We start from the raw sequence: 21,659 nt of genomic DNA, 5'->3' as shown, positions 1-21,659 counted from the left end.
CGGCAAAATGTTATGGTATAACAATTTTGCCGTGGGCGCTCACTTGCGGCGGATCACCATGCGGAACTTGCCTTCCGCCGTGGTTTCCGAGACCAGCAGGGCGTTGCCGGTCTGGCGGCAGAACGCCTCGAAATCCTTGGGCGCGCCGGGATCGGTGGCGATCACCTCCAGCACCGTGCCGCTGTCCATCTCGGCCAGGGCCTTCTTCGAGCGCAGGATGGGGAGCGGACAATTCAGTCCGGAAAGGTCGATCAGTCTGTCTGGCTGCATAGCGGCTTCTCCGCGCCATTCACGTTACAATAATCCGGTTATTTTACGCCGTGTCGGGCACGGCCCCAAGCCTGGTTCCGCCCGCCCGCTCAAACAGACGCCGACCATGTGCCTGATCGCCCTCGCCTACAAGACCGCCGCCCTCGGCCCGCTGGTGCTGCTCGCCAACCGCGACGAATACTACGCGCGCCCGTCGGCCCCGCTCGACTGGTGGGCGCCGGAGCACCCGGACACCCTGGGCGGGCGCGATCTGAAAGGCGGCGGCAGCTGGCTCGCCGTGGACAGGCGCGGCCGCTTCGCCGCGGTCACCAATATCCGCGAAGGCCAGGCGCGCCGCGGCGAACGCACGCGCGGCGAGCTGGTCACCCGCTTCGTCACAGGCGCGGACAGCGCGCTGGCGTTCGCCGCCTGGCTCAAGGCCGAGCACGGCCGCTACGCGCCGTTCAACCTGCTGTTCGGCCAGCTCGACGACCTCTACCACTTCCATAGCCGCGGCGCCCGGCTGATCCGCCTCACGCCGGGCATCCACACCCTGTCCAACGCCACGCTGGACACGCCGTGGCCCAAGGCGCAGCGGCTCGCCGAACGACTGCGCGGCCTCGCCCGCCCGCCGTCCGAAGCCGAGGCCTTTCGCTGGCTGGCCGACGACGGCATGCCGCCGGTCGAGCACCTGCCCAACAGCGGCGTCGGGCTCGCCCTGGAAAAACTGCTGGCGCCCATCTTCATCAAGAGCCGCGACTACGGCACGCGCAGCTCCATGCTGTTGACCGTGGCCGGCCGCGGCGATGTACACTTTTCGGAATTGACCTGGAGCATGGCCGGCCGCGAAGCCGGCCGCCGGCACTATAGCCTGCGCCCGCTCCAGCCCCACGGGAGACCTCTTTGAAACGACTGATCACGCTGCTGCTGCTCGCCGGCACGATGGCTACTGCCAGCGCCGGCGACAACAAGCGCACCTATTCCACCTATGCCAGCGACGACGACCAGCCCTGGCAGGAAACCGACTACACCCTGCCGACCTACCCGGCCGAGGCCGACTGGGTCGGCTTCTTCGTGCACCATACGCTGAACAACCAGTACTTCGTCGACGCCAAGAGCGTCACCGTGCCGGACGGCCAGGTGGTGCGTTACGTGGTCAAGGTGGTCAGCCCTTCCGGCGCGGTCAACCTCAGCGCGGAAGGCCTGCAGTGCCGGCAGAAACAGTACCGGACCTATGCCTTCGGCGACACCGTCAACCGGCGCTGGATCGAGTCGATGAAACCGGTCTGGCGCGCCATCGAGCACGATGACCTGATGCGCCGCCGCCTGCACGAGAACCTGTGCCAGGACAACTGGGCGCCGAAGTCCCCGGACAAGGCCGTGGCGATGCTGCGCAAGGCGCCGTGGCGCTGAGGCCGCCAGCGGCCCCATGACATCCCGCTGAAAAACGGGCAGCATGGCGGGATCGTTTTTCGACCCAATGCTGCCCGAATGTCACCCTTCCTGATCGGCCTGATCCAGGTCCTGCTCTCCGCCGTCGCCTTCGGCGCCATGGCCATCCTGGCCCGCTTCGCCTACGCCGACGGCACCTCCCCCGCCACACTGTTGCTGCTGCGCTTCGCCATCGCCGGGCTGGTGCTGCTGCCGTGGGTACGGCTGCGCCGGCTGCCCTGGCCGACGGGCCGCCCACTGCTGGCGCTAGTGCTGATGGGCGCGCTGGGCTACGCCGGCATGTCCGCCTGCTATTTCAACGCGCTGAACCACGCCTCGGCCGGCACCGTGGCACTGCTGCTCTACCTCTACCCGGTACTGGTGCTGCTGCTGTCGATGCTGCTGGGCGAGCGCCTGACCAGCCTGCGCCTGATCGCCCTGCTGCTGGCGCTGTCGGGGCTGGCGGTGACCATCGGCCTGGAATTCTCGGCCCGGCCGCTGGGCCTGCTGCTGGGCATCGGCGCGGCACTGATCTACTCGCTGTACATCCTGGCCGGCAGCCGCTTCACCGCCGGCACCGATCCGCTGGCGGCCGCCTGCGTGGTGACGCTGTCCGCCACCGCCAGCTACGCCGTGCAGATAGCTTGGCAAGGCTGGACGCCGCCGCAGTCGACACAGGGCTGGCTGGCCATCGTGACGATGGCACTGCTGTGCACCGTGGCGGCGGTGGCGCTGTTCCTCCACGGGCTGGAAAAAATCGGCGCGACGCGCGCCTCGCTGGTCTCCACCGCCGAGCCGGTGGTGACCATCCTCTTGGCCTGGGCGCTGCTGGGCGAGCCGATCGGCCTGTCGCAGATGCTGGGGGGCATGCTGATCCTGGGCGCGGTGCTCTTGGTCAGCCGCGAGGCCGACCCCCAGCGCACCGCGCTGACCGAACTGCACGACTGAGACGTAGCCTGGACGCCCCTGCCCCGGAGCGCTTTACGACCGCGCCGGGGTCGGCTGCGCCGCCGGCAACATCAGCCGGAACAGAGCGCTCAGGCACCTCTCACGCCTTCCAGTGCCCCGATTTGCCGCCCTCCTTCTCCAGCAGGCGCACGCCGCCGATCTCCATGCCGCGGTCCACCGCCTTGCACATGTCGTAGATGGTCAGCAAGCCGACGTTGACCGCGGTCAGCGCCTCCATCTCGACGCCGGTACGGCCGACCGTCTCCGCCGTCACCTCGAGGCGCACCGCCGACTCGGCCTCGAGCAGGGTGAACTCGGCGGCGACGCGGGTCAGCGCGATCGGGTGGCACAGCGGGATCAGCTCGGCGGTGCGCTTGGACGCCATGATGGCGGCGATGCGCGCGATGCCGAGCACGTCGCCCTTCTTGTGGCCGCCGTCGCGGATCAGCGCGAAGGTGGCGGGCTGCATGCGGATCACGCCTTCGGCCACGGCACGGCGGCGGCTCTCGCCCTTGGCGCCGACGTCCACCATGTGGGCCTGGCCTTGGGAGTCGAAATGGGTCAGTTCGGACACGGGGGTCTCCTGGGAAATGGGTGGGACGGCACGGCAGACCAGAGCGGCCGACGGCCGGCACGAAACCGGTCAGGAATGAGAGTGTGGGACTAGCGCAGGAAACGCGCAATCAGCCAGAAGACGGTGATCGCCCCCGCCAACAGGCCGGACCAGCGGATCAGCCGGCCGGCGCGGTGCAGGTAGTCGCGGTTGCGCGTCAGCGCGTAGCTGATCAGCGCCCAGCCGAGGATCAGGATGGCCCCGTACAGCCACAGCCGCAACGCCCACAGCATCAGCCGCGCCCGCTTTGGACCGGCTCCCCCGCCATGAATGGGGCGGGGAACATCAGGCCACCTCGGGCAGACGGTGGAAGCTCGACGGCACCTCGGCCGGGTCGCTGAAGCTGACGTATTCCCAGGCGCCCGGCGTGGCCAGCAGGGTGCGCAGCAGCTGGTTGTTGAGCGCGTGGCCGGACTTGCGGCCGGAGAACGCCGCGATCAGCGGATGGCCGACGATGTACAGGTCGCCGATGGCGTCGAGAATCTTGTGGCGCACGAACTCGTCTGGAAAGCGCAACCCCTCCGGGTTGAGCACGTACTCGTCGTCGATGACGATGGCGTTGTCGAGGCTGCCGCCGAGACCCAGGCCGTGCTGGCGCATGTACTCGACCTCGTGCATGAAGCCGAAGGTGCGCGCGCGGCTGATCTCGTCGATGTAGGAGCGGCGGGCGAAGTCGATCTCGACTGTCTGCGGCGCGCGGTTGAACGCTGGATGGTTGAACTCGATGGCGAGCTGCACCTTGAAGCCGTCGTACGGCTCCAGTTTGACCCACTTGTCGCCGTCGACCACCTCGACCGGCTTCAGCACCCGGATGAAGCGCTTGGGCACCGCTTGTTCGACGATGCCGGCGGACTGCAGGAGGTAGATGAAGGGCGCCGCGGAGCCGTCCATGATGGGCATTTCCGCAGCGGTCACCTCCACCACCAGGTTGTCGATGCCGAGCCCGGCAAAGGCCGACATCAGGTGTTCGATGGTGCCGACACGCACGCCGGTCGGGGTGACCAGCGTGGAGGAGAGGCGCGTGTCGTTCACCAGCGAGGGATCCACCTTCACGTCTTCCGACCCGGGCAAGTCGGTGCGACGGAATACGATCCCGCTGTCGGGCGCGGCAGGCAGCAGGGTGAGCTTCACCCGCTCGCCGGAATGCAAACCGACGCCCGTGGCGCTAATCGCTTGTCGTAGCGTGCGCTGCAATATCATCACTGACTTCCCACCTGCTATCCGGACGCGCTCATTCTAGCACAGCCGGTTGCCATGCTTTATTGATTGATCCGACCATACGGATAGCCAATGACAATCAGTCCGCCTGCTTGCGCAGGAAGGCCGGGATGTCATACGACTCGCTCACCTCCGGATTGGAGAAGTCGGTCGAGGTCGGGGTACGGCGGCCGCGCTGGCGCATGATGGCCGGGGTATCGAAGTCGTCGTAGTTCAGCGTGTCGCCGACGCGGTCGTCGGTGCCGGTCTTGACGATCTTGATGTACTCCGGGCGCTCTTCGCGCGGCGCGGCTTTCTTGCTGCCGAGGCCGGTGGCGATCAGTGTCACGCGGATGGTGTCTTCCGGCATGTCTTCCACCTCGGCGGTGCCGAACTTGATCTGCGCCTCCTCGTCGGCGTAGTGGCGCACGATGCCCATGATCTCGCGATACTCGCTCATCTTCAGGCAACCTGGCGCGGTGGAGATGTTCACCAGCACGCCGCGCGCGCCTTCCAGCGTGATGTTGTCGAGCAGCGGACTGGCCACGGCCTGCTCGGCGGCGACGCGGGCGCGGTCGATACCGGAAGCGTAGGCGGAGCCCATCATCGCCAGGCCCATCTCGCCCATCACGGTGCGCACGTCGGCGAAGTCGACGTTGATCAGGCCCGGGCAGGTGATCACTTCGGCGATGCCGGCCACGGCGCCCTTGAGCACGTCGTCGGCGGCGCGGAACGCTTCGCGCATGGTGACGTCTTCGCCCAGCACTTCCATCAGCTTCTCGTTGGGGATCACGATCAGCGAATCGACGTGCTTCTTCAGGTCCTCGATGCCGTTCTGCGCCACTTTCTGGCGCTTGCCCTCGTGGTCGAACGGACGCGTCACCACGCCCACGGTCAGGATGCCCAGCTCGCGCGCCACCTCGGCCACCACCGGGGCCGCCCCGGTGCCGGTGCCGCCGCCCATGCCGGCGGTGACGAACACCATATTGGAACCGCGCAGCATCTCGGCGATGCGCTCGCGGTCTTCCAGCGCGGCACTGCGGCCCACTTCCGGATTGGCGCCGGCGCCCAGGCCCTTGGTCAGATTGGTGCCCAGCTGCAGCTTCTGCGACGCGCGGTTGCGCTTCAAGGCCTGGGCGTCGGTGTTGGCGCAGATGAACTCGACGCCGCGCACATTGTTGTCGATCATGTTGTCGATGGCGTTGCATCCGCCGCCGCCGACGCCGATCACCTTGATGACCGCCTCTTGGGCGGTCTCCTGCATCACTTCGAATACCATCGTGCTCATTTTCCCTCTCCTCAATAAAGATGAGCTAACCCAAACGTTGTACTGCTGCCCGTCCTGCTCCGGCTTTAGAAATTGCCGGCAAACCATGCCTTCATGCGCGAGAACATCTGGCCGAGCCCGGCGGACTCGGTCTTGTTCCCCGCGTAGCTGCTGTGAATCTGCTCCTTGCCGTGCAGCAGCAGGCCGACCCCGGTGGAGAAGCGCGGCGTCTTCACCACCTCGGCCAGGCCGCCGACGTACTTCGGCACGCCGATGCGCACCGGCAGGTGGAACACCTCTTCGGCCAGTTCCACCATGCCCGGCATCAGGCTGGCGCCGCCGGTCAGCACCACGCCGGACGACAGCATTTCCTCGAAACCGGAACGGCGCAGCTCCTGCTGGACCAATTGAAAGAGTTCCTCTACGCGCGGCTCGATCACTTCGGCCAGCGTCGCGCGCGACATCTGGCGCGGCCCGCGCTCGCCCACGCCCGGCACTTCGATCATCTGGCCCGGATCGGCCAGGCTGACCAGCGCCACGCCGTGCTGGATCTTGATGTCCTCGGCCTCCTTGGTCGGGGTGCGCAAGGCCATGGCGATGTCGTTGGTGATCTGGTCGCCGGCGATCGGGATCACCGCGGTGTGGCGGATCGCGCCGTTGGCGTACACCGCGATGTCGGTGGTGCCGCCGCCGATGTCGATCAGGCACACGCCGAGATCCTTCTCGTCCTCGGACAGCACCGCCAGCGCCGACGCCATCGGCTGCAGCACCAGGTCCGAGGTCTCCAGCCCGCAACGCCGCACGCACTTGGTGACGTTCTGTGCCGCCGACACCGCGCCGGTGACGATGTGCACCTTGGCCTCCAGCCGCACGCCGCTCATGCCCAGCGGCTCGCGCACGCCTTCCTGACCGTCGATGCTGTATTCCTGAGTCAGGATGTGCAGCACCTGGTGATCGGGCGGAATCGTCACCGCGCGCGCGGTCTCGATCACCCGGTCGATGTCCATCTGCATCACCTCGCGGTCCTTGATCGCCACCATGCCGTGCGAGTTGACGCTCTTGATATGGCTGCCGGCGATGCCGGTGAATACCTCGTGGATCTTGCAGTCGGCCATCAGTTCGGCCTCTTCCAGCGCGCGCTGGATGGCCTGCACGGTGGACTCGATGTTGACCACCATGCCGCGCTTCAGACCGCGCGACGGGGTCTGCCCCATGCCGATGATGTTGAGCTGTCCGTCCTCGAGGACTTCCGCGACGATCGCCACGATCTTCGACGTGCCGATGTCGAGGCCAACCAGCATGTTCTTGCTTTCTCTTGGTTTGCTCACCTGTCGCTCCAACTGCTTAATGCTTCTGTATCTGAGCCGGCGGCGCCTTGTAATCGGGCATCCGCACGGCGAATCCATTGGGGTAACGCATGTCCACGCTCTCGATGCGGTACGGCAGCACGGCCAGCGTCCCCTTCCAGTGCGCGGCGAACACGGCGGCGCGTTTTTCCACTTCGCCGCGTCCCAGTTCCACCTGCACGCCGTTATCCATCTCCACCCGCCACGCCCGGCGCGGCGACAGCCAGAGGCGCTGCGGTTTCAAGCCGGCCGGCTGCAGGATCGGCCTCAGCGCCGCCAGCATCACGACCATGTCCTTCTGCGCCCCGGCCGGGCCGTACAGCACCGGCAGCGGCTGGTCGCTGGCGGCGTCGAACCATTCGCCGCGGGTGTTGACCAGACCGTTCTCGCCCCAGCGGGCGATCGCCACGTGCTCTTCCACCTCGATCTGCAGCGTGTCCGGCCACTGGCGCCGCACCTGGGCCTCGCGCACCCAGGGCAGCTTGCCGAACGCCGCCCGGGTCTTGTCGATGTCCAGCGTAAAGAACGTGCCGGACAGCTCGTGTTCCGCAATGAAGCGCAACTGCTCCGGCGTCACCCGCTTCATCTGGCCCTGGATCTGGATCTTCTTCACCGGGAACACCGGCGAATGGGTGAGCCAGAATCCTGCCGCGTACAGCACCATCATCACCGAGCCCCCCAGCAGCCCATTCGCCAGGGTCCTGAGCGCCCGGTGGTTATCCCACATGGGCCATGTCCAGAATCGCCAGACACAGCTCCTCGTAACTCAGGCCCTCGACCCGCGCCGCCATCGGCACTAGGCTGTGGCTGGTCATGCCGGGCGCGGTGTTCACCTCCAAGAGGTAGATGCCGCCGGCCTCGTCCATCAGGAAGTCCACCCGGCCCCAGCCGCGGCCGCCCAGTACATTGAAGGCGGTCAGCGCCAGTTCGCGCGCACGCTGCTCCACCTCCGGCGCCAGACCGGACGGGCAGCGGTACACCGTGTCGTCGCGGAAGTACTTGGCCTGGTAGTCGTAGAACTCGGTGGCCGGCTCGATCTTGATGGTCGGCAGCGCCTTGTCGCCGATGATGGCGCAGGTGTACTCGCCGCCACCGACGAAGGCCTCGGCGATCACCAGCTTGTCGTAGCGGCGCGCCTCTTCGTAGGCGGCGCGCAGCTCGCCCGGATGCTTCACCTTGGTCACGCCGATGCTGGAGCCTTCGGTGGCCGGCTTGACGAACAGCGGGAGGCCGAGTTCGGCTTCCACTGCGGCGAAATCGCTGTCGTCGGCGAGCAGCACGAAGGCCGGGATCGGCAGGCCGGCGCCCTGCCACAGCAGCTTGGTGCGCCACTTGTCCATGCCGATGGCCGAGGCCATCACACCGCAGCCGGTGTACGGCACACCCATGGTCTCGAGCGCGCCCTGCAGCGTGCCGTCCTCGCCGAACGGGCCGTGCAGCGCGATGAACACGCGCTCGAAGCCCTCATCCTTCAGCGCCGAGAGCGGCTTCTCGGCCGGGTCGAAGGCGTGCGCGTCCACGCCTTGGCTCTGCAGCGCCTTGAGCACGCCGCCGCCGCTCATCAGCGACACCTCGCGCTCGGCCGAGGTACCGCCCATCATCACTGCCACTTTTCCGTACTGCTTCATCGTCTGTCCTTGTGCGCCCGCAGCCGGGCATCTCTTGCCGTTTGTCCGCTCAGTGTTGAGCCGCGAGCTTGCCCGGTACCGCGCCGATCGAGCCGGCCCCCATCGTGATCACCACGTCGCCGTCGCGCACCGTGTCGAGGATGGCCTGCGGCAGGTCCGCGATGGCCTCGACGAACAGCGGCTCGACCTTGCCGGTGACGCGCACGGCGCGGGACAGCGCGCGGCCGTCGGCGGCGACAATCGGCGCCTCGCCGGCGGCGTAGACCTCGGCCAGCAGCAGCACGTCCACTGTCGACAGCACCTTGACGAAGTCCTCGAACAGGTCGCGGGTGCGGGTGTAGCGGTGCGGCTGGAACGCCAGCACCAGGCGCTGGTCCGGGAAGGCGCCGCGCACCGCCGCCAGCGTGGCGGCCATTTCCACCGGATGGTGGCCGTAATCGTCGACCAACGTGAAGTGCCCGCCGGACGGACAGGCCACCTCGCCGTAGCGCTGGAAGCGCCGGCCCACGCCGGCGAATTCGGCCAGGCCCTGCTGGATCGACGCCACCTCGGCGCCGCACTCCAGGCCGATGGCGATGGCCGACAAGGCGTTCAGCACGTTGTGGCGCCCCGGCAGGTTGAGCACCACCGGGAAGCGCAGCTCGTTGCCGTTTCTGGCCACCACGTCGAAATGCATCTGGCCGCCGGCGGCACGCACGTTGACCGCCTGCACGTCGGCATCGTCGGCAAAGCCGTAGGTGGTCACCGGCTTGGTCACGCGCGGCAGGATCTCGCGCACGTTGGCGTCGTCGACGCACAGCACGGCGCGGCCGTAGAACGGCAGGCGGTGCAGGAAGTCGACGAAGGCCTGCTTGAGCTTGTCGAAGCTGTGCTCGTAGGTATCCATGTGGTCGGCGTCGATATTGGTCACCACCGCCATCACCGGCGTCAGATGCAGGAACGAGGCGTCCGACTCGTCGGCCTCGGCCACCAGGAACTCGCCGGAACCGAGCTTGGCGTTGGTGCCGGCGGCGGTCAGCTTGCCGCCGATGACGAAGGTCGGATCGAGCCCGGCCGCGGCCAGCACCGAGGCCGTCAGGCTGGTGGTGGTGGTCTTGCCGTGGGTGCCGGCGATGGCGATGCCCTGCTTGAAGCGCATCAGCTCAGCCAGCATCATGGCGCGCGGGATCACCGGGATGTGGCGCGCCTTGGCTTCCACCACCTCGGGGTTGTCGGCCTTAACCGCGGTCGAGGTCACCACCACGTCGGCGCCCTGCATGTAGGCGGCGTCGTGACCGAAATGCACCTCGGCACCCTGCGCCGTGAGGCGTTTGGTGGCGGCACTCTCCGCCATGTCGGAACCGGACACGGTGTAGCCGAGGTTCAGCAGCACCTCGGCGATGCCGCACATGCCGACACCGCCGATGCCGACGAAATGAATATGTTTGACTCTGTGTTTCATTGCTGCTCGCTCGTCAGGGCCGCTTTCACCGGAAAACGGCCGGTCATTCTTGTACCAGGGCCTCGCACACGTCGGCGACGCGCTGCGCCGCATCGACGATGGCCAGTTCGCGCGCCTTGCTGGCCATGGCCAGACAGTCCTCGCGCGTCAGTTGCGTCAACAGCTCCACCAGTCCGGCCACGCTGAGCTCGCTCTGCGGCAACAGCCGCGCGGCGCCGGCGTCAGCCAGGTAGCGCGCGTTGCCAGTCTGGTGATCGTCCACCGCGTACGGGTACGGCACCAGCACGCTGCCCACCCCCACCGCCGCCAGCTCGGCCACGGTCAGCGCGCCGGCACGGCAGATCACCAGGTCGGCGACGGCATACTCGGCCGCCATGTCGTCGATGAAGGCACGGCAATCCGCGCTCACCCCCGCCTTGGCATAGTTGTCCTTCAAGGCTTCGATCTGCTTGGCGCCGGCCTGATGCACCACCAGCGGCCGCCGTTCGGGCGGGATCTGCGCCAGCGCCTGCGGCAGCGTGTCGTTGAACACCTTGGCGCCCAGGCTGCCGCCCACCACTAGCAGGCGCAACGGGCCGCTACGCCCAGCAAAACGCTGCTGCGGCGCCGCCACGGCGGCGATCTCGGCGCGCACCGGGTTGCCTACCAGCCCGCCCTGGCCGGGAAACGCGCTGGGGAAGGCGAACAAGGTGCGGTTGGCGATGCGGGCCAGCAGCTTGTTGGTCAGGCCGGCCACCGAGTTCTGCTCGTGGATCACCAGCGGCTTCCAAAAAAACCGGCTCATCAACCCGCCGGGGAAACCGGTATAACCGCCGAAACCGACCGCGATATCCGGGCGGCGCCGGAAGATGACCGCCGTGGTCTTGGCGAGCGCCGCCGTCAGCGTGAACGGCAACAGCAGCCAGCGCTTGAGGCCGTTGCCGCGCAGGCCGCCGATCGTCACCGTCTCGATGGCGAAACCGTGCTGGGGCACCAGGCGGGTTTCCATGCCGCCGGCAGCGCCGAGCCAGAACACCGTCCAGCCTCGGGCCTGCAGTTCGTGCGCCACGGCCAGGCCCGGGAAAATATGCCCCCCGGTGCCACCAGCCATCACCATTACCGTTCGCTTCGTCATCGTCTTTCTTGCTTCCGGCCGGCCTGCGGCCGACCTGGTCTCTGTCGTCATACAGTCGGGCTAAACCTTATAGCCCCTCATAATTCGCCGTTTTAGCTACGCTGGCCTCTTGGCCAGCTTCGCAGAAATAGGCGAACACGGTACTTCGTACCTGGCCACGCCTCCAGCGTGGCTTTATGAGGGGCTAAACCTTATAGCCCCTCATAATTCGCCTATTTTCAAAATCCACTCTCAGCAGGATCGCCAACGCCACCATGTTCAACAGCATCGCCGAGCCGCCGAACGACATCAGCGGCAGGGTCAGGCCCTTGGTCGGCAGCAACCCCATGTTCACGCCGATGTTGAAAAAGGTCTGGATGCCGATCCAGATGCCGATGCCCTGCGCCACCAGCGCCTGGTAGTAGCGCTCCAGCTTCTTCGACTCCACGCCGATGTGGAACGCCCGGCGCACGATCCAGGCGTAGAGCCCGATCACCACCAGGATGCCGACGAAGCCGAACTCCTCGGCGATCACCGCCATGATGAAGTCGGTGTGCGCCTCCGGCAGGTAGAACAGCTTCTCCACGCTGGCCCCCAGCCCCACGCCGAACCATTCGCCGCGACCGAAGGCGATCAGCGAGTGCGACAGCTGATAGCCCTTGCCGTAGGGATCGTCCCACGGGTCGAGAAAACCCAGCACCCGCTTCAGGCGGTACGGCGAGGTGACGATCAGCAGCGCCACCGCCACCGCCGCCATGCCGGCGAGCCCGGTGAATATGCGCATGTTGATGCCGCCGAGAAACAGCAAACCCATGGCGATGCTCATCACCACCATCAGCGCGCCGAAGTCCGGCTCGCGCAACAGCAGGAAGGCCACCACCACCATGGCGCCGAACACCGGGGCGAAGCCTTCCTTGAGGCTGTGCAGCTTGTGCGACTTGCGCACCGTGTAGTCGGCCACGTACAGCACGGTGGCGAGCTTCATCACTTCCGACGGCTGCAGGTTGATCACGAACAGTCCGATCCAGCGCCGCGCACCGTTGACCACCCGGCCGATGCCCGGAATCAGCACCAGCACCAGCAGCACCAGTCCGACGATGAAGATCTTGCCGGCGTACTTCTGCCAGAACGCCGTCGGGATCTGGAACATCAGGTAACCACCGCAAAGCCCGATGGTCATGAAGATCATGTGGCGGATCAGGTAGTAGTAACGGTTCTGCGTCGCCGCATCCGCCTCGGCATAGGCGATCGACGCCGAGTACACCATCACCAGGCTGATCGACAGCAACAGCGCGATCGCCCAGCCCAGCGCCTCGTCGAACGACGTGATCGGGGCATAACGGCGGGCGCTGTGGGCGATCATGCGGCACTCCCTCCGGCCAGGGCGTGCACGCTGTCGATGAACACCTGGGCGCGATGGGCATAGTTCCTGAACATGTCGAGGCTGGCGCAGGCCGGCGACAGCAGCACCACGTCGCCGGCCTGTGCCAGCCTGGCCGCCGCGCGCGTGGCCTCTTCCAGCGTGGCGCAGTCGAGTACCGGCACGGTGAGGCCCTCCAGCGCAGCACGGATCTTGCCGGCGTCACGGCCGATCAGCACCACGGCGCGGGCGATACGCGCGCATGCCGGCTTCAACGGCGCGAAATCCTGCCCCTTGCCGTCGCCGCCGGCGATCAGCACCACCGGCCGGGTCATGCCGTTGAGCGCCGCCTCGGTGGCGCCGACGTTGGTGCCCTTGGAGTCGTCGATGTAAGTCACGCCGTTCACCTCGGCGACGAATTCGACGCGGTGCGCCAGACCCTTGAAGGTCCTAAGGCCCGCCAGCAGGGCGGCGCGCGGCAGGCCGATGGCCTCGGTCAGCGCCAGCGCGGCCAGCGCGTTGGCGGCGTTGTGCAGGCCCTGCAGGCTCATCTCGGCGCAGTCGAACACCGGCTGCCCGGCCACCGTCAGCCAGTAGCGCCCGGCATCCTCCTGCAGGCCGTAATCGGCGGCTTCCTTCAGCGAGAACCAGCGCTGGGCGTGGCCGGGGCGGACCATGGCGCGCACCAGCGCGTCGTCGCGATTGAGCACCTGCACGCCGTCGCCGTTGAAGATGGCGGTCTTGCTGTGGGCGTAGTCGAGCAGGTCGGCGTAGCGGTCGAGGTGATCCTCGGAGATGTTAAGCACGGTGGCGGCGTCGGCGTTGAGGCTCACCGTGGTTTCCAACTGGAAGCTCGACAGCTCCAGCACCCACACGTCGGGCCGCTTGCCGCTGGCTTCGCGCTCGGCCAGCGCGGTGAGCACCGGCAGGCCGATGTTGCCGGCCAGCACCGTGTCGAGCCCGGCCTGCTGGCACAGGTGGCCGACCAGGCTGGTGACGGTGCTCTTGCCGTTGGAGCCGGTGATGGCGATGACCTTGCTGCCCGAGCCGGCGATGGCGCGTGCGAACAGCTCGACGTCGCCCACCACCTCGCCGCCGGCGCGGCGGAACGCGGCGATCGCCGGGGTGGCCACGGCCACGCCGGGGCTCACCACCAGCATGTCGGCGCCGGCGAACGTCGTCTCGTCGAAGGCACCGGTTTTCAACGTCACGCCCGGCAGGGTTTCGGCCAGGGTCGCGGCGTTGGGCGGGTTGTCGCGGCTGTCGGCCACGGTGACCGTCGCGCCGTGCGCGGCGAGCCAGCGCGCGGCGGACAGGCCGGTGTCTCCGAGCCCGACGACGACGATATGACGGTTGGCAAAGCGCATGGTGCTATCCTCAGCGCAGTTTCAGGGTGGACAGGCCGGCCAGCACCAGCATCATGGTGATGATCCAGAAACGCACCACCACCTGCGTCTCCTTCCAGCCCTTCAGCTCGTAGTGGTGATGCAGCGGCGCCATGCGGAACACGCGCTTGCCGGTGAGCTTGAACGAGGCCACCTGGATCATCACCGACAGCGCCTCCATCACGAACAGCCCGCCCATGATGAACAGCACGATCTCCTGGCGCACGATCACCGCCACGGTGCCGAGCGCGGCGCCCAGCGCCAGCGCGCCGACGTCGCCCATGAACACCTGTGCGGGGTAGGCGTTGAACCACAGGAAGCCCAGGCAGGCGCCGGAAATCGCGGCGCAGAACACCACCACTTCGTGCGCGCCGGGAATGTGCGGCAGGCCGAGGTAACGGGCGAACACGACGTTGCCGGCCACGTAGGCGAAGATCGCCAGGGCGCCGGCCACCAGCACCGTCGGCAGCGCCGCGAGGCCGTCCAGGCCGTCGGTCAGGTTGACGGCGTTGGAGGTGCCGACGATGACGAAATAGGTCAGCACGCCGAAACCGACCGCCCCCAGCGGATAGACGATGTTCTTGAAGAACGGCACGATGAATTCGGTCGACGCCGGCAGCTTGGCGGTGGTGATCAGGAACACCCCGGCACCGATGGCGATGGCCGACTGCCAGAACATCTTGGCGCGCGCCGAGATGCCTTTCGGGTCGCGGTACACCACCTTGCGCCAGTCGTCGTAGAAGCCGATGGCGCCGGTGCCGAACAGTACCGCCAGCAGCAGCCAGACGTACTTGTTGCTCCAGTCGGCCCACAGCAGCGTGGTCAGGCCGATCGCCAGCAGGATCAGCGTGCCGCCCATGGTCGGGGTGCCGGATTTGACCAGGTGGGTCTGCGGGCCGTCGGTGCGCACCGCCTGCCCCACTTTCAGTTCGGTCAGGCGGCGGATCACCCACGGCCCCATCAACAGCGAAATGCCGAGCGAGGTCAGCGCCGCCATCACCGCGCGCAGGGTGACGTAATTGAAGACGGCAAACGCCCGGATGTAATCACTCAGCCAATCGGCCAGCCAAAGCAGCACGGCTACACTCCCCTTTAATGTTCTTGTCGTTGTCCGGTCAGATGCTCGACCACCCGTTCCATGCGCATGAAGCGCGAGCCCTTGACGAGCACGGTGGCCTCCGCCGGCAGATGGCTGTCGAGGTAAGCGAGCAGCGCATCCAGCGTGTCGAAATGGTTTGCCCCGGCGCCGAAGGCGGCCGTGGCGTGGCGGCTCCGCTCACCCAGCGTGAGCAGGGCGTCGAGCCCGCGTTCCCGGGCGTAGGCGCCGACCTCGGCGTGCAGCAGGTCGGCGGTCTCGCCCAGTTCGCCGATGTCGCCCATCACGAACCAGCGCGGCGCGGCGGCCTTGAGCAGCACGTCGATGCCGGCCTTCATCGAATCCGGGTTGGCGTTGTAGGTGTCGTCGATCAGCGTCGCGCCGTTGGCGGCACGCTTGCGCTGCAAGCGCCCCTTGACGCCGGCAAAGCCGGCCAGCCCGGCGGCGATGGTCGCCAGCGGCACCTCCAGCGCCAGTGCGGCGGTCGCGGCAGCCAGTGCGTTGCGCACGTTGTGCTCGCCCGGCGCCGGCAGCTCGACCGCCACCTCGCCCTGCGGCGCACGCAGGGTGAACCGGGCGGTCACGTCGGACAACTCCACGTCGCACGCGTTCACGTCGGCTTCGCCCAGACCGAAGCTGAGCTGACGATGCGCGCCGGCCGCCGCCCGGAAGATGGCGGCATTGGGGTCGTCGGCGTTGATCACCGCCACGCCGTCGTCGGCCAGACCTTCGAAGATCTCGCTCTTGGCGCGGGCGATGTCGGCCACACCGGAGAAGCCGCCGCCCAGATGGGCGCGCAGCGCGTTGTTGACCAGCGCCACGCGCGGCCGGGCCAGCCCGGTGAGGTAGCGGATCTCGCCGAAATGATTCATGCCCATCTCGATCACCGCGTAGCGATGGCTGGCGTTCAACCCGAGCAGCGTCAGCGGCAGACCGATGTCGTTGTTGAAGTTGCCGGCGGTGGCGAGCACCGTGTCGCGCCCGGCATGGGCGGCGAGAATCGCCGTCAGCATCTCCTTGACCGTGGTCTTGCCGTTGGAGCCGGTGATGCCGACCAATGGCAGGTCGAAGCGCGCGCGCCAGCCGGCGGCGAGCCGGCCCAGCGCCAGCCGGGTATCGTCCACCTTGACCAGCGCCGCGCCGGGCAGTGCAAAGTCCTGGCGCACCACCGCACCAGCCGCCCCCTTGGCCAGCACCTCGGCGACGAAATCGTGGGCGTCGAAATGCTCGCCCTTGAGCGCCACGAACAGATCGCCCGGCTGCACCGCGCGGCTGTCGGTGATCACGCGGAGCACCTCGGCGTCGGTGCCGGCGAATTCGCCGCCGGCGAGACGAGCGGCGTCAGACAGCATCAGCATCGTGCACCTCGCTCCAGGCAATGAGCGCCTCTTCGGCGACGCGGAAATCCGAGAACGGCTGCTTCACGCCGCGGATGTCCTGGTATTCCTCGTGCCCCTTGCCGGCCACCAGCACGATGTCGCCGGCGCGCGCCGCCGCGATCGCCCAACGGATGGCGGCGGCACGGTCGGCTTCGACGTGGCCGGACTCGCCCATGCCGGCGCGGATGTCGGCGATGATGGCCAGCGGGTCCTCGCTGCGCGGGTTGTCGCTGGTCACCACCGCCACGTCGGCGATGCGTGCGGCGATGGCGCCCATCATCGGGCGCTTGCCCTTGTCGCGGTCGCCGCCGCAGCCGAACACGCAGTAGAGCCGGCTGCCGGCCGGGCGGATTTCGGCCAGCGTGGCCAGCGCCTTGTCCAGCGCGTCCGGGGTGTGGGCGTAGTCGATCACCACCAGCGGCTCGTGACCGCCGCCCAGGCGCTGCATGCGCCCGCGCGCCGGCTGGATGCGCGACAGCACCCCCGCCGCATCCTTCAGCGCCACGCCGTTGACGCACAGCGTGGCAAGACAGGCGAGCAGGTTGGCGGCGTTGAAGCGGCCCAAGAGGGCGCTGCGCAGTTCCGCCTCGCCCCAGGGCGTGGTCACCGTCATCTGCAGGCCGTCGAGGTTGGCCGACAGGCTCAGCGGACGCACATCGCCCTGTTCCAGGCCGTAAGTCACGGTCAAGGTGCGCTGGCGGTCGATGCCGGCGGCCAGTTCGCGGCCGAACGCGTCGTCGGCGTTGATCACGGCGTGGCGCAGCCCCTCCCAGTGGAACAGCCGCGCCTTGGAGGCGCCGTACTCTTCCATCGAACCGTGGTAGTCGAGGTGATCGCGCGTCAGGTTGGTGAACACCGCCGTGGCGAAGCTCACGCCGTTGACGCGGAACTGGTCGAGGCCGTGCGAGGACACTTCCATGGTCACCACGTCGGCGCCCTGGCGCTTGTACTCGGCCAGCTTCTGCTGCACCGTCACCGGGTCCGGCGTGGTGTGGGTGGTGTCGGTCAAGGCACCGTAGAAACCGTTGCCGACGGTACCGATCAGCGCCGCCTTGCGCGCTAGCAGCGAAAACGCCTGCGCCAGCCAGTGCGAAATCGAGGTCTTGCCGTTGGTGCCGGTGATGCCGATCACCGTCATGGTGCGGCTCGGATGGCCGTAGGCGTGGCTGGCGACGATGCCGGCGCGCGCGCGCAGCTGCGGCACCGCGAGGTTGGGCACCTGCCAGGCCGGATTCCAGTTAAAGCCGTCGGCCGGATCCCACAGCACCGCCGCGGCGCCGTTGGCGAGCGCCATCGGGATGAACTGGCGGCCGTCGGCATACTCGCCGCGGCAGGCCAGGAACACGTCGCCCGGCAACACACGGCGACTGTCCGTCTCGACGCGCTTGAGCGGCAGCCCCAGGGTGTCGAGCTCGGCCGGATCCCAGTCCGGCAGCGGGGTCAACAGACTCTTCATGTCTCTTCTCGTATCTCCGGTACCTGATTGACCGGAAGCAATGAATTGTTGGAGGGAGCGTCGGGCTCGACCCCCAGGATGCGCAGCGACCCCGCCATGATGTTGGAGAAGGCCGGACCGGCCACCGAACCGCCGTAGTAGCTGCCGGCGCCGGGCTCGTCGATCATCACCGCCACGATCAGGCGCGGCTTGGTCGCCGGCGCGAAACCGATGAACAGGCCACGGTGCTTGTCGGCCTGATAGCCGCCGTTGACCAGCTTGCGCGCCGTGCCGCTCTTGCCGCCGACGTGGTAGCCCAACACCTGCGCCCGCGTGGCGGTGCCGCCGGTCTGGGTCACCGTCATCAGCATCTCGCGCATCTTGCGCGCCGCCTCCGGAGAGATGATCTGCTTGGCCGGCAACGGCGTGGAGAGCCGGGTCAGCGACACCGGCAGCAGGGCGCCGTCGTTGGTGAAGATGGTGTAGGCGCGCGCCATCTGCAGCAGGCTGACCGACACGCCGTAACCGAACGACATGGTGGCCTGCTCGATCGGACGCCAGCCCTGCCAGCCGCGCAAGCGGCCGGCCACTTCGCCCGGAAAACCGGCATGCACGCTGCGACCGAAACCGACCTGGTCGTAGAACGACCACATCTGTTCCGGGGAGAACATCAGCGCCACCTTGGAAGCGCCGACGTTGGACGACTTCTGGATCACCTCGGTGAGCGTCATGGCGGGCTTGGGGTGCGAATCCCGCACCCGCGCCGGCCCGATCATGTACGGACTGGTATCGAACACCATGTTCGGATTGACCTTGCCGGCGTCGAGCGCCATGGCGACCGGGAACGGTTTCATGGTCGAACCCGGCTCGAACATGTCGATCACGGCCCGGTTGCGGCGGCGTTCCGGGTCCAGCTCCTTGCGGCTGTTCGGGTTGAACGACGGCACGTTGGCCAGCGCCAACAGCTCGCCGCTCTTGCCGTCCAGCACCACCACGCTGCCGGCCTTGGCCTTATTGACCTCCACCGCCGCCGCCAGTTCACGGTAGGCGAGATACTGGATGCGCTGGTCGATCGCCAGGTTCAGGGTCTGGCCGTCTTTCGGGTACTCGATGGCCGCCACGTCCTCGATGATGTGGCCGCGCCGGTCCTTCAGCACCACGCGCCGCCCGCTCTTGCCGGCCAGCATCTTCTCGCGCGCCAGCTCCAGCCCTTCCTGGCCGCGGCCGTCGACGCCGGTGAAACCGATCAATTGGGCCATGCTCTCGCCGGCCGGGTAGAAACGGCGGAATTCCTGCTGCTTGGCGATGCCGGGAATGCCCAGCGCCATCACCTTGTCGGCCAGTTCCGGGCTGATCTGGCGCTTGAGATAGACGAACTCGCGCTTGCGGTCGGACAGCTTGCCGTCCAGCTCCGCCGGCCCCAGTTCCAACAGCTGCGCCAGTTCGCGCAGCTTGGCCGGCGGCACCGGCTCCATGTCGGCCGGACTCGCCCAGATGGTCTGTACCGGCGAGCTGATCGCCAGCGGCTCGCCGTTGCGGTCGGTGATCACCCCGCGGTTGGCCTCCAGCACCATGGCCCGGCGGAAACGCGCCTCGCCCTGGTTCTGCAGGAAGTCCTGCTGCGCCACCTGCAGGTAGACCGCCCGGCCGATCAGGGCCAGGAACAGTGCCGCCAGCGCCAGCAGCACCAAACGCACACGCCCTGGCGTCATGCGCAGGGCGGGGCTGGCTTTCGGGGCACGCTGGTGCATCGAGTAGACGCGCATCACGTTCCTCCCACTGGCGTGACCACCTGGACCTGGCGCTGATCCGGCGTCTGCATGCCAAGCCGCACGGTGGCAGTTTTTTCGATCAGCGCGTGCGCGCCCCAGGTACTCTGCTCCAGCAGCAGCTGGCCGTACTCCACCTCCAGCTGCTTGGCCGACTTCTGCTCACGCTCCAGATTGCTGTACAACTGGCGCGACACATGCTGCGAGGTCACCACGGACCACGCGCACAGCACCAAGATGCCCAGCAAGATGGAGTTGAGCTTGTTCACACCGCCTCCTCGCGCCAGGCACCGGCGGTGCGCTCGGCCACGCGCATGATGGCGCTGCGCGAGCGCGGGTTGGCGGCGACTTCTTCGTCGCCGGCGCGCACCGGCTTGCCGACGGTGCGCAACGGCGGCTCGGGCAGGTCGGCACTGCGCACCATCACCCAGGAGGGCAGCTTGGCGTCGCTGCTGGCGTCGCGGATGAAGTTCTTGACGATGCGGTCTTCCAGCGAATGGAAGCTGATCACGGCGAGACGGCCGCCCTCGGCCAGCCGTTGCGCGGCCTGCGGCAGGACGGCCTTCAGCTCTTCCAGTTCACGGTTGATGTAGATGCGGATGGCCTGGAAAGTCCGCGTCGCGGGGTCTTGACCCGGTTCGCGAGTACGGACGTTCTGCCCAACGAGCTGGGCGAGCTGACGCGTCGTCTGCAGGGGAGCGAGCTCCCGTTGCGCAACAATGGCTGCTGCGATCTTGCGAGCAAACCGCTCTTCACCATAAGTCTTGATGACCTCCCTGATTTCTTCTTCGGCGGCCGTGGCCAGCCATTCCGCCGCGGTCAGGCCGCGGCTGGTATCCATGCGCATGTCGAGCGGGGCGTCGAATCGGAAGCTGAAGCCGCGCCGGGCGTCGTCGATCTGTGGCGACGAGACGCCCAGATCCATCAGCACACCGTCGACGCGTTCGACGCCGAGCCGGTCCAGTTCGCGCGCCAAGGTTTCGAAGCCTTCGTGCACCAGCGTGAAACGCGAGTCTTCGGCGGCCAGCCGCTCGCCGACGGCGATCGCCTCCGGGTCCTTGTCGAAGGCGATGAGCCGGCCAGCCGGCCCCAACTGCGACAGGATGAGGCGGCTGTGCCCACCGCGGCCGAAGGTGCAGTCGACGTACACGCCGTCCGGGCGGACGGCGAGCGCGGCCACAGCTTCGCTAAGCAGCACCGTCTGGTGCGTAAAAACGGGGGCACTCACAACGTGAAATCTCCGAGATGCTGAGACAGTTCGGCGGGGTCGATGTCGAGGGCGTCGTTGGTCTGGGCATCCCAGTCCGCGGCATCCCACAGTTCGAAACGGTTGCCCATGCCCACCAGGGCCACGTCCTTGTCGAGCTTGACCAGAGCACGCAGGCGCGGCGACAGCAGGATGCGGCCGGCGCCGTCCATGTCGAGCAGTTCGGCATGGCCCAGCACCAGCTTCTGGTAACGCTTGAGCAGGGGATTGCCGGAGGGCAACGCCAGCAGCCTGGCCTCGACAGGCCGCCAGTTGGGCTCGGGGTAGAGCAGCAGATGGTCGCGCGCTTCCAGCGTCACGACCAGCTTGGAGCCGAAATTGGACAGCAGCGTCTCGCGGTGCCGGGCCGGAATGGCCAGACGCCCCTTGCTATCGAGCGAAACGACGTTGACGCCACCAATCATGATTTGGACATTAAGCCTCTGGTTCGGGGTGTGCGCCCCACTTTTACCCACTTCACCCCACTTTTCGCCACTATAAGAAAGAAGCGTCATAGGGTCAACCTGAGACGGAACACAACCTCCTTTTAAGACAAGGGCTTAGAAAGACCTTACGCAGAATAACCCTATTAAATCAGCAGCTTAAAAAAAGCGTTGAAAGTAGGCTGTGAAAAAGGGGAATACAACAGCCGCGAACGGCAAAAAAAATACGGCGACATGCCTTGGCATGCCACCTCGGATTGACGACAAACCCTAGCGAGCGAAGCGGGGCTCCCTTGCAGAACAAGGGCGGACTGCGTGCGAAGGACGGGGAGT

The 21,659-nt window shown here is 67.3% G+C and carries 22 protein-coding genes; 3 read left to right on the top strand and 19 right to left on the bottom strand.

The features are described 5' to 3' along the window. Positions 1 to 39 precede the first annotated feature (39 nt). Positions 40 to 270 (bottom strand): sulfurtransferase TusA family protein, encoded by a 231-nt coding sequence (locus tag PSEMAI1_RS0100985; RefSeq protein ID WP_024301069.1) that lies wholly within the window; start codon positions 268 to 270, stop codon positions 40 to 42. 106 nt (positions 271 to 376) lie between these two features. Here PSEMAI1_RS0100985 and PSEMAI1_RS0100980 point away from each other — a divergent pair, with 106 nt between their 5' ends. The 3 genes from PSEMAI1_RS0100980 to PSEMAI1_RS0100970 all read left to right on the top strand — a co-directional run bounded on the left by PSEMAI1_RS0100980 (position 377) and on the right by PSEMAI1_RS0100970 (position 2,628). Continuing rightward, a complete protein-coding gene (locus tag PSEMAI1_RS0100980; RefSeq protein ID WP_024301068.1) occupies positions 377 to 1,156 on the top strand; it encodes an NRDE family protein in 780 nt (259 codons plus the stop codon). Further along, positions 1,153 to 1,662 carry a CNP1-like family protein gene (locus tag PSEMAI1_RS0100975; protein WP_024301067.1) on the top strand — a complete coding sequence of 170 codons (510 nt, stop codon included), beginning with the start codon at positions 1,153 to 1,155 and terminating at the stop codon, positions 1,660 to 1,662. The genes PSEMAI1_RS0100980 and PSEMAI1_RS0100975 overlap by 4 nt, the downstream gene beginning before the upstream one ends. Before the next feature lie 78 nt (positions 1,663 to 1,740). Next, entirely contained in the window at positions 1,741 to 2,628 is an 888-nt protein-coding gene (locus PSEMAI1_RS0100970) for a DMT family transporter (protein ID WP_029770425.1), read from the top strand. A 100-nt stretch (positions 2,629 to 2,728) separates the two neighbouring features. Here PSEMAI1_RS0100970 and moaC read toward each other — a convergent pair whose 3' ends face one another. The 18 genes from moaC to mraZ all read right to left on the bottom strand — a co-directional run bounded on the left by moaC (position 2,729) and on the right by mraZ (position 21,308). Further along, the gene (gene moaC, locus PSEMAI1_RS0100965) at positions 2,729 to 3,202 is read right to left on the bottom strand and encodes a cyclic pyranopterin monophosphate synthase MoaC (RefSeq protein ID WP_024301065.1); all 474 of its coding nucleotides are present in this window, start codon (positions 3,200 to 3,202) and stop codon (positions 2,729 to 2,731) included. An 89-nt stretch (positions 3,203 to 3,291) separates the two neighbouring features. Further along, entirely contained in the window at positions 3,292 to 3,474 is a 183-nt protein-coding gene (locus PSEMAI1_RS0100960) for a hypothetical protein (protein ID WP_024301064.1), read from the bottom strand. A 52-nt stretch (positions 3,475 to 3,526) separates the two neighbouring features. Then, complete coding sequence (lpxC, locus tag PSEMAI1_RS0100955; protein ID WP_024301063.1) at positions 3,527 to 4,438, bottom strand: UDP-3-O-acyl-N-acetylglucosamine deacetylase; 912 nt, start codon at positions 4,436 to 4,438, stop codon at positions 3,527 to 3,529. Between the two features lie 100 nt (positions 4,439 to 4,538). Further along, positions 4,539 to 5,726, bottom strand: a complete 1,188-nt coding sequence (gene ftsZ, locus PSEMAI1_RS0100950; RefSeq protein ID WP_024301062.1) for a cell division protein FtsZ — start codon at positions 5,724 to 5,726, stop codon at positions 4,539 to 4,541. 65 nt (positions 5,727 to 5,791) lie between these two features. Next, on the bottom strand, positions 5,792 to 7,006 hold the full coding sequence (gene ftsA / locus PSEMAI1_RS0100945) for a cell division protein FtsA (RefSeq protein ID WP_232219963.1): 1,215 nt from the start codon (positions 7,004 to 7,006) through the stop codon (positions 5,792 to 5,794). A gap of 43 nt (positions 7,007 to 7,049) precedes the next feature. Next, positions 7,050 to 7,778, bottom strand: a complete 729-nt coding sequence (locus PSEMAI1_RS0100940; protein ID WP_024301060.1) for a cell division protein FtsQ/DivIB — start codon at positions 7,776 to 7,778, stop codon at positions 7,050 to 7,052. Continuing rightward, on the bottom strand, positions 7,768 to 8,679 hold the full coding sequence (locus tag PSEMAI1_RS0100935) for a D-alanine--D-alanine ligase (RefSeq protein ID WP_024301059.1): 912 nt from the start codon (positions 8,677 to 8,679) through the stop codon (positions 7,768 to 7,770). The genes PSEMAI1_RS0100940 and PSEMAI1_RS0100935 overlap by 11 nt, the downstream gene beginning before the upstream one ends. A gap of 49 nt (positions 8,680 to 8,728) precedes the next feature. Continuing rightward, a complete protein-coding gene (gene murC / locus PSEMAI1_RS0100930; RefSeq protein WP_024301058.1) occupies positions 8,729 to 10,120 on the bottom strand; it encodes a UDP-N-acetylmuramate--L-alanine ligase in 1,392 nt (463 codons plus the stop codon). A 43-nt stretch (positions 10,121 to 10,163) separates the two neighbouring features. After that, entirely contained in the window at positions 10,164 to 11,234 is a 1,071-nt protein-coding gene (gene murG, locus PSEMAI1_RS0100925) for an undecaprenyldiphospho-muramoylpentapeptide beta-N-acetylglucosaminyltransferase (RefSeq protein WP_024301057.1), read from the bottom strand. A 184-nt stretch (positions 11,235 to 11,418) separates the two neighbouring features. Next, complete coding sequence (ftsW, locus tag PSEMAI1_RS0100920; RefSeq protein ID WP_024301056.1) at positions 11,419 to 12,576, bottom strand: putative lipid II flippase FtsW; 1,158 nt, start codon at positions 12,574 to 12,576, stop codon at positions 11,419 to 11,421. After that, on the bottom strand, positions 12,573 to 13,940 hold the full coding sequence (gene murD / locus PSEMAI1_RS0100915; RefSeq protein ID WP_024301055.1) for a UDP-N-acetylmuramoyl-L-alanine--D-glutamate ligase: 1,368 nt from the start codon (positions 13,938 to 13,940) through the stop codon (positions 12,573 to 12,575). Before murD ends, ftsW begins: the two co-directional genes overlap by 4 nt. A 10-nt stretch (positions 13,941 to 13,950) precedes the next feature. Beyond that, complete coding sequence (gene mraY, locus PSEMAI1_RS0100910; RefSeq protein WP_024301054.1) at positions 13,951 to 15,036, bottom strand: phospho-N-acetylmuramoyl-pentapeptide-transferase; 1,086 nt, start codon at positions 15,034 to 15,036, stop codon at positions 13,951 to 13,953. A 14-nt stretch (positions 15,037 to 15,050) separates the two neighbouring features. Next, positions 15,051 to 16,412, bottom strand: coding sequence for a UDP-N-acetylmuramoyl-tripeptide--D-alanyl-D-alanine ligase (gene murF, locus PSEMAI1_RS0100905; RefSeq protein ID WP_029770873.1), 1,362 nt, complete (start codon positions 16,410 to 16,412; stop codon positions 15,051 to 15,053). Then, positions 16,396 to 17,889: a UDP-N-acetylmuramoyl-L-alanyl-D-glutamate--2,6-diaminopimelate ligase gene (locus PSEMAI1_RS0100900; RefSeq protein WP_024301052.1), complete on the bottom strand. Its 1,494-nt coding sequence runs from the start codon at positions 17,887 to 17,889 to the stop codon at positions 16,396 to 16,398. The genes murF and PSEMAI1_RS0100900 overlap by 17 nt, the downstream gene beginning before the upstream one ends. Continuing rightward, complete coding sequence (locus PSEMAI1_RS0100895; RefSeq protein WP_024301051.1) at positions 17,886 to 19,634, bottom strand: penicillin-binding protein 2; 1,749 nt, start codon at positions 19,632 to 19,634, stop codon at positions 17,886 to 17,888. Before PSEMAI1_RS0100895 ends, PSEMAI1_RS0100900 begins: the two co-directional genes overlap by 4 nt. Next, entirely contained in the window at positions 19,634 to 19,906 is a 273-nt protein-coding gene (ftsL, locus tag PSEMAI1_RS0100890; RefSeq protein WP_024301050.1) for a cell division protein FtsL, read from the bottom strand. Before ftsL ends, PSEMAI1_RS0100895 begins: the two co-directional genes overlap by 1 nt. Beyond that, a complete protein-coding gene (gene rsmH, locus PSEMAI1_RS0100885; protein ID WP_024301049.1) occupies positions 19,903 to 20,865 on the bottom strand; it encodes a 16S rRNA (cytosine(1402)-N(4))-methyltransferase RsmH in 963 nt (320 codons plus the stop codon). The genes ftsL and rsmH overlap by 4 nt, the downstream gene beginning before the upstream one ends. Continuing rightward, entirely contained in the window at positions 20,862 to 21,308 is a 447-nt protein-coding gene (gene mraZ, locus PSEMAI1_RS0100880) for a division/cell wall cluster transcriptional repressor MraZ (RefSeq protein WP_024301048.1), read from the bottom strand. The genes rsmH and mraZ overlap by 4 nt, the downstream gene beginning before the upstream one ends. Between the last annotated feature and the right edge of the window lie 351 nt (positions 21,309 to 21,659).

Source organism: Pseudogulbenkiania sp. MAI-1 (genome assembly GCF_000527175.1).
Taxonomy (GTDB): domain Bacteria; phylum Pseudomonadota; class Gammaproteobacteria; order Burkholderiales; family Chromobacteriaceae; genus Pseudogulbenkiania.
The sequence above is the reverse complement of the archived record's forward strand: the minus strand, read 5'-3'. Positions and strand labels throughout refer to the sequence as shown.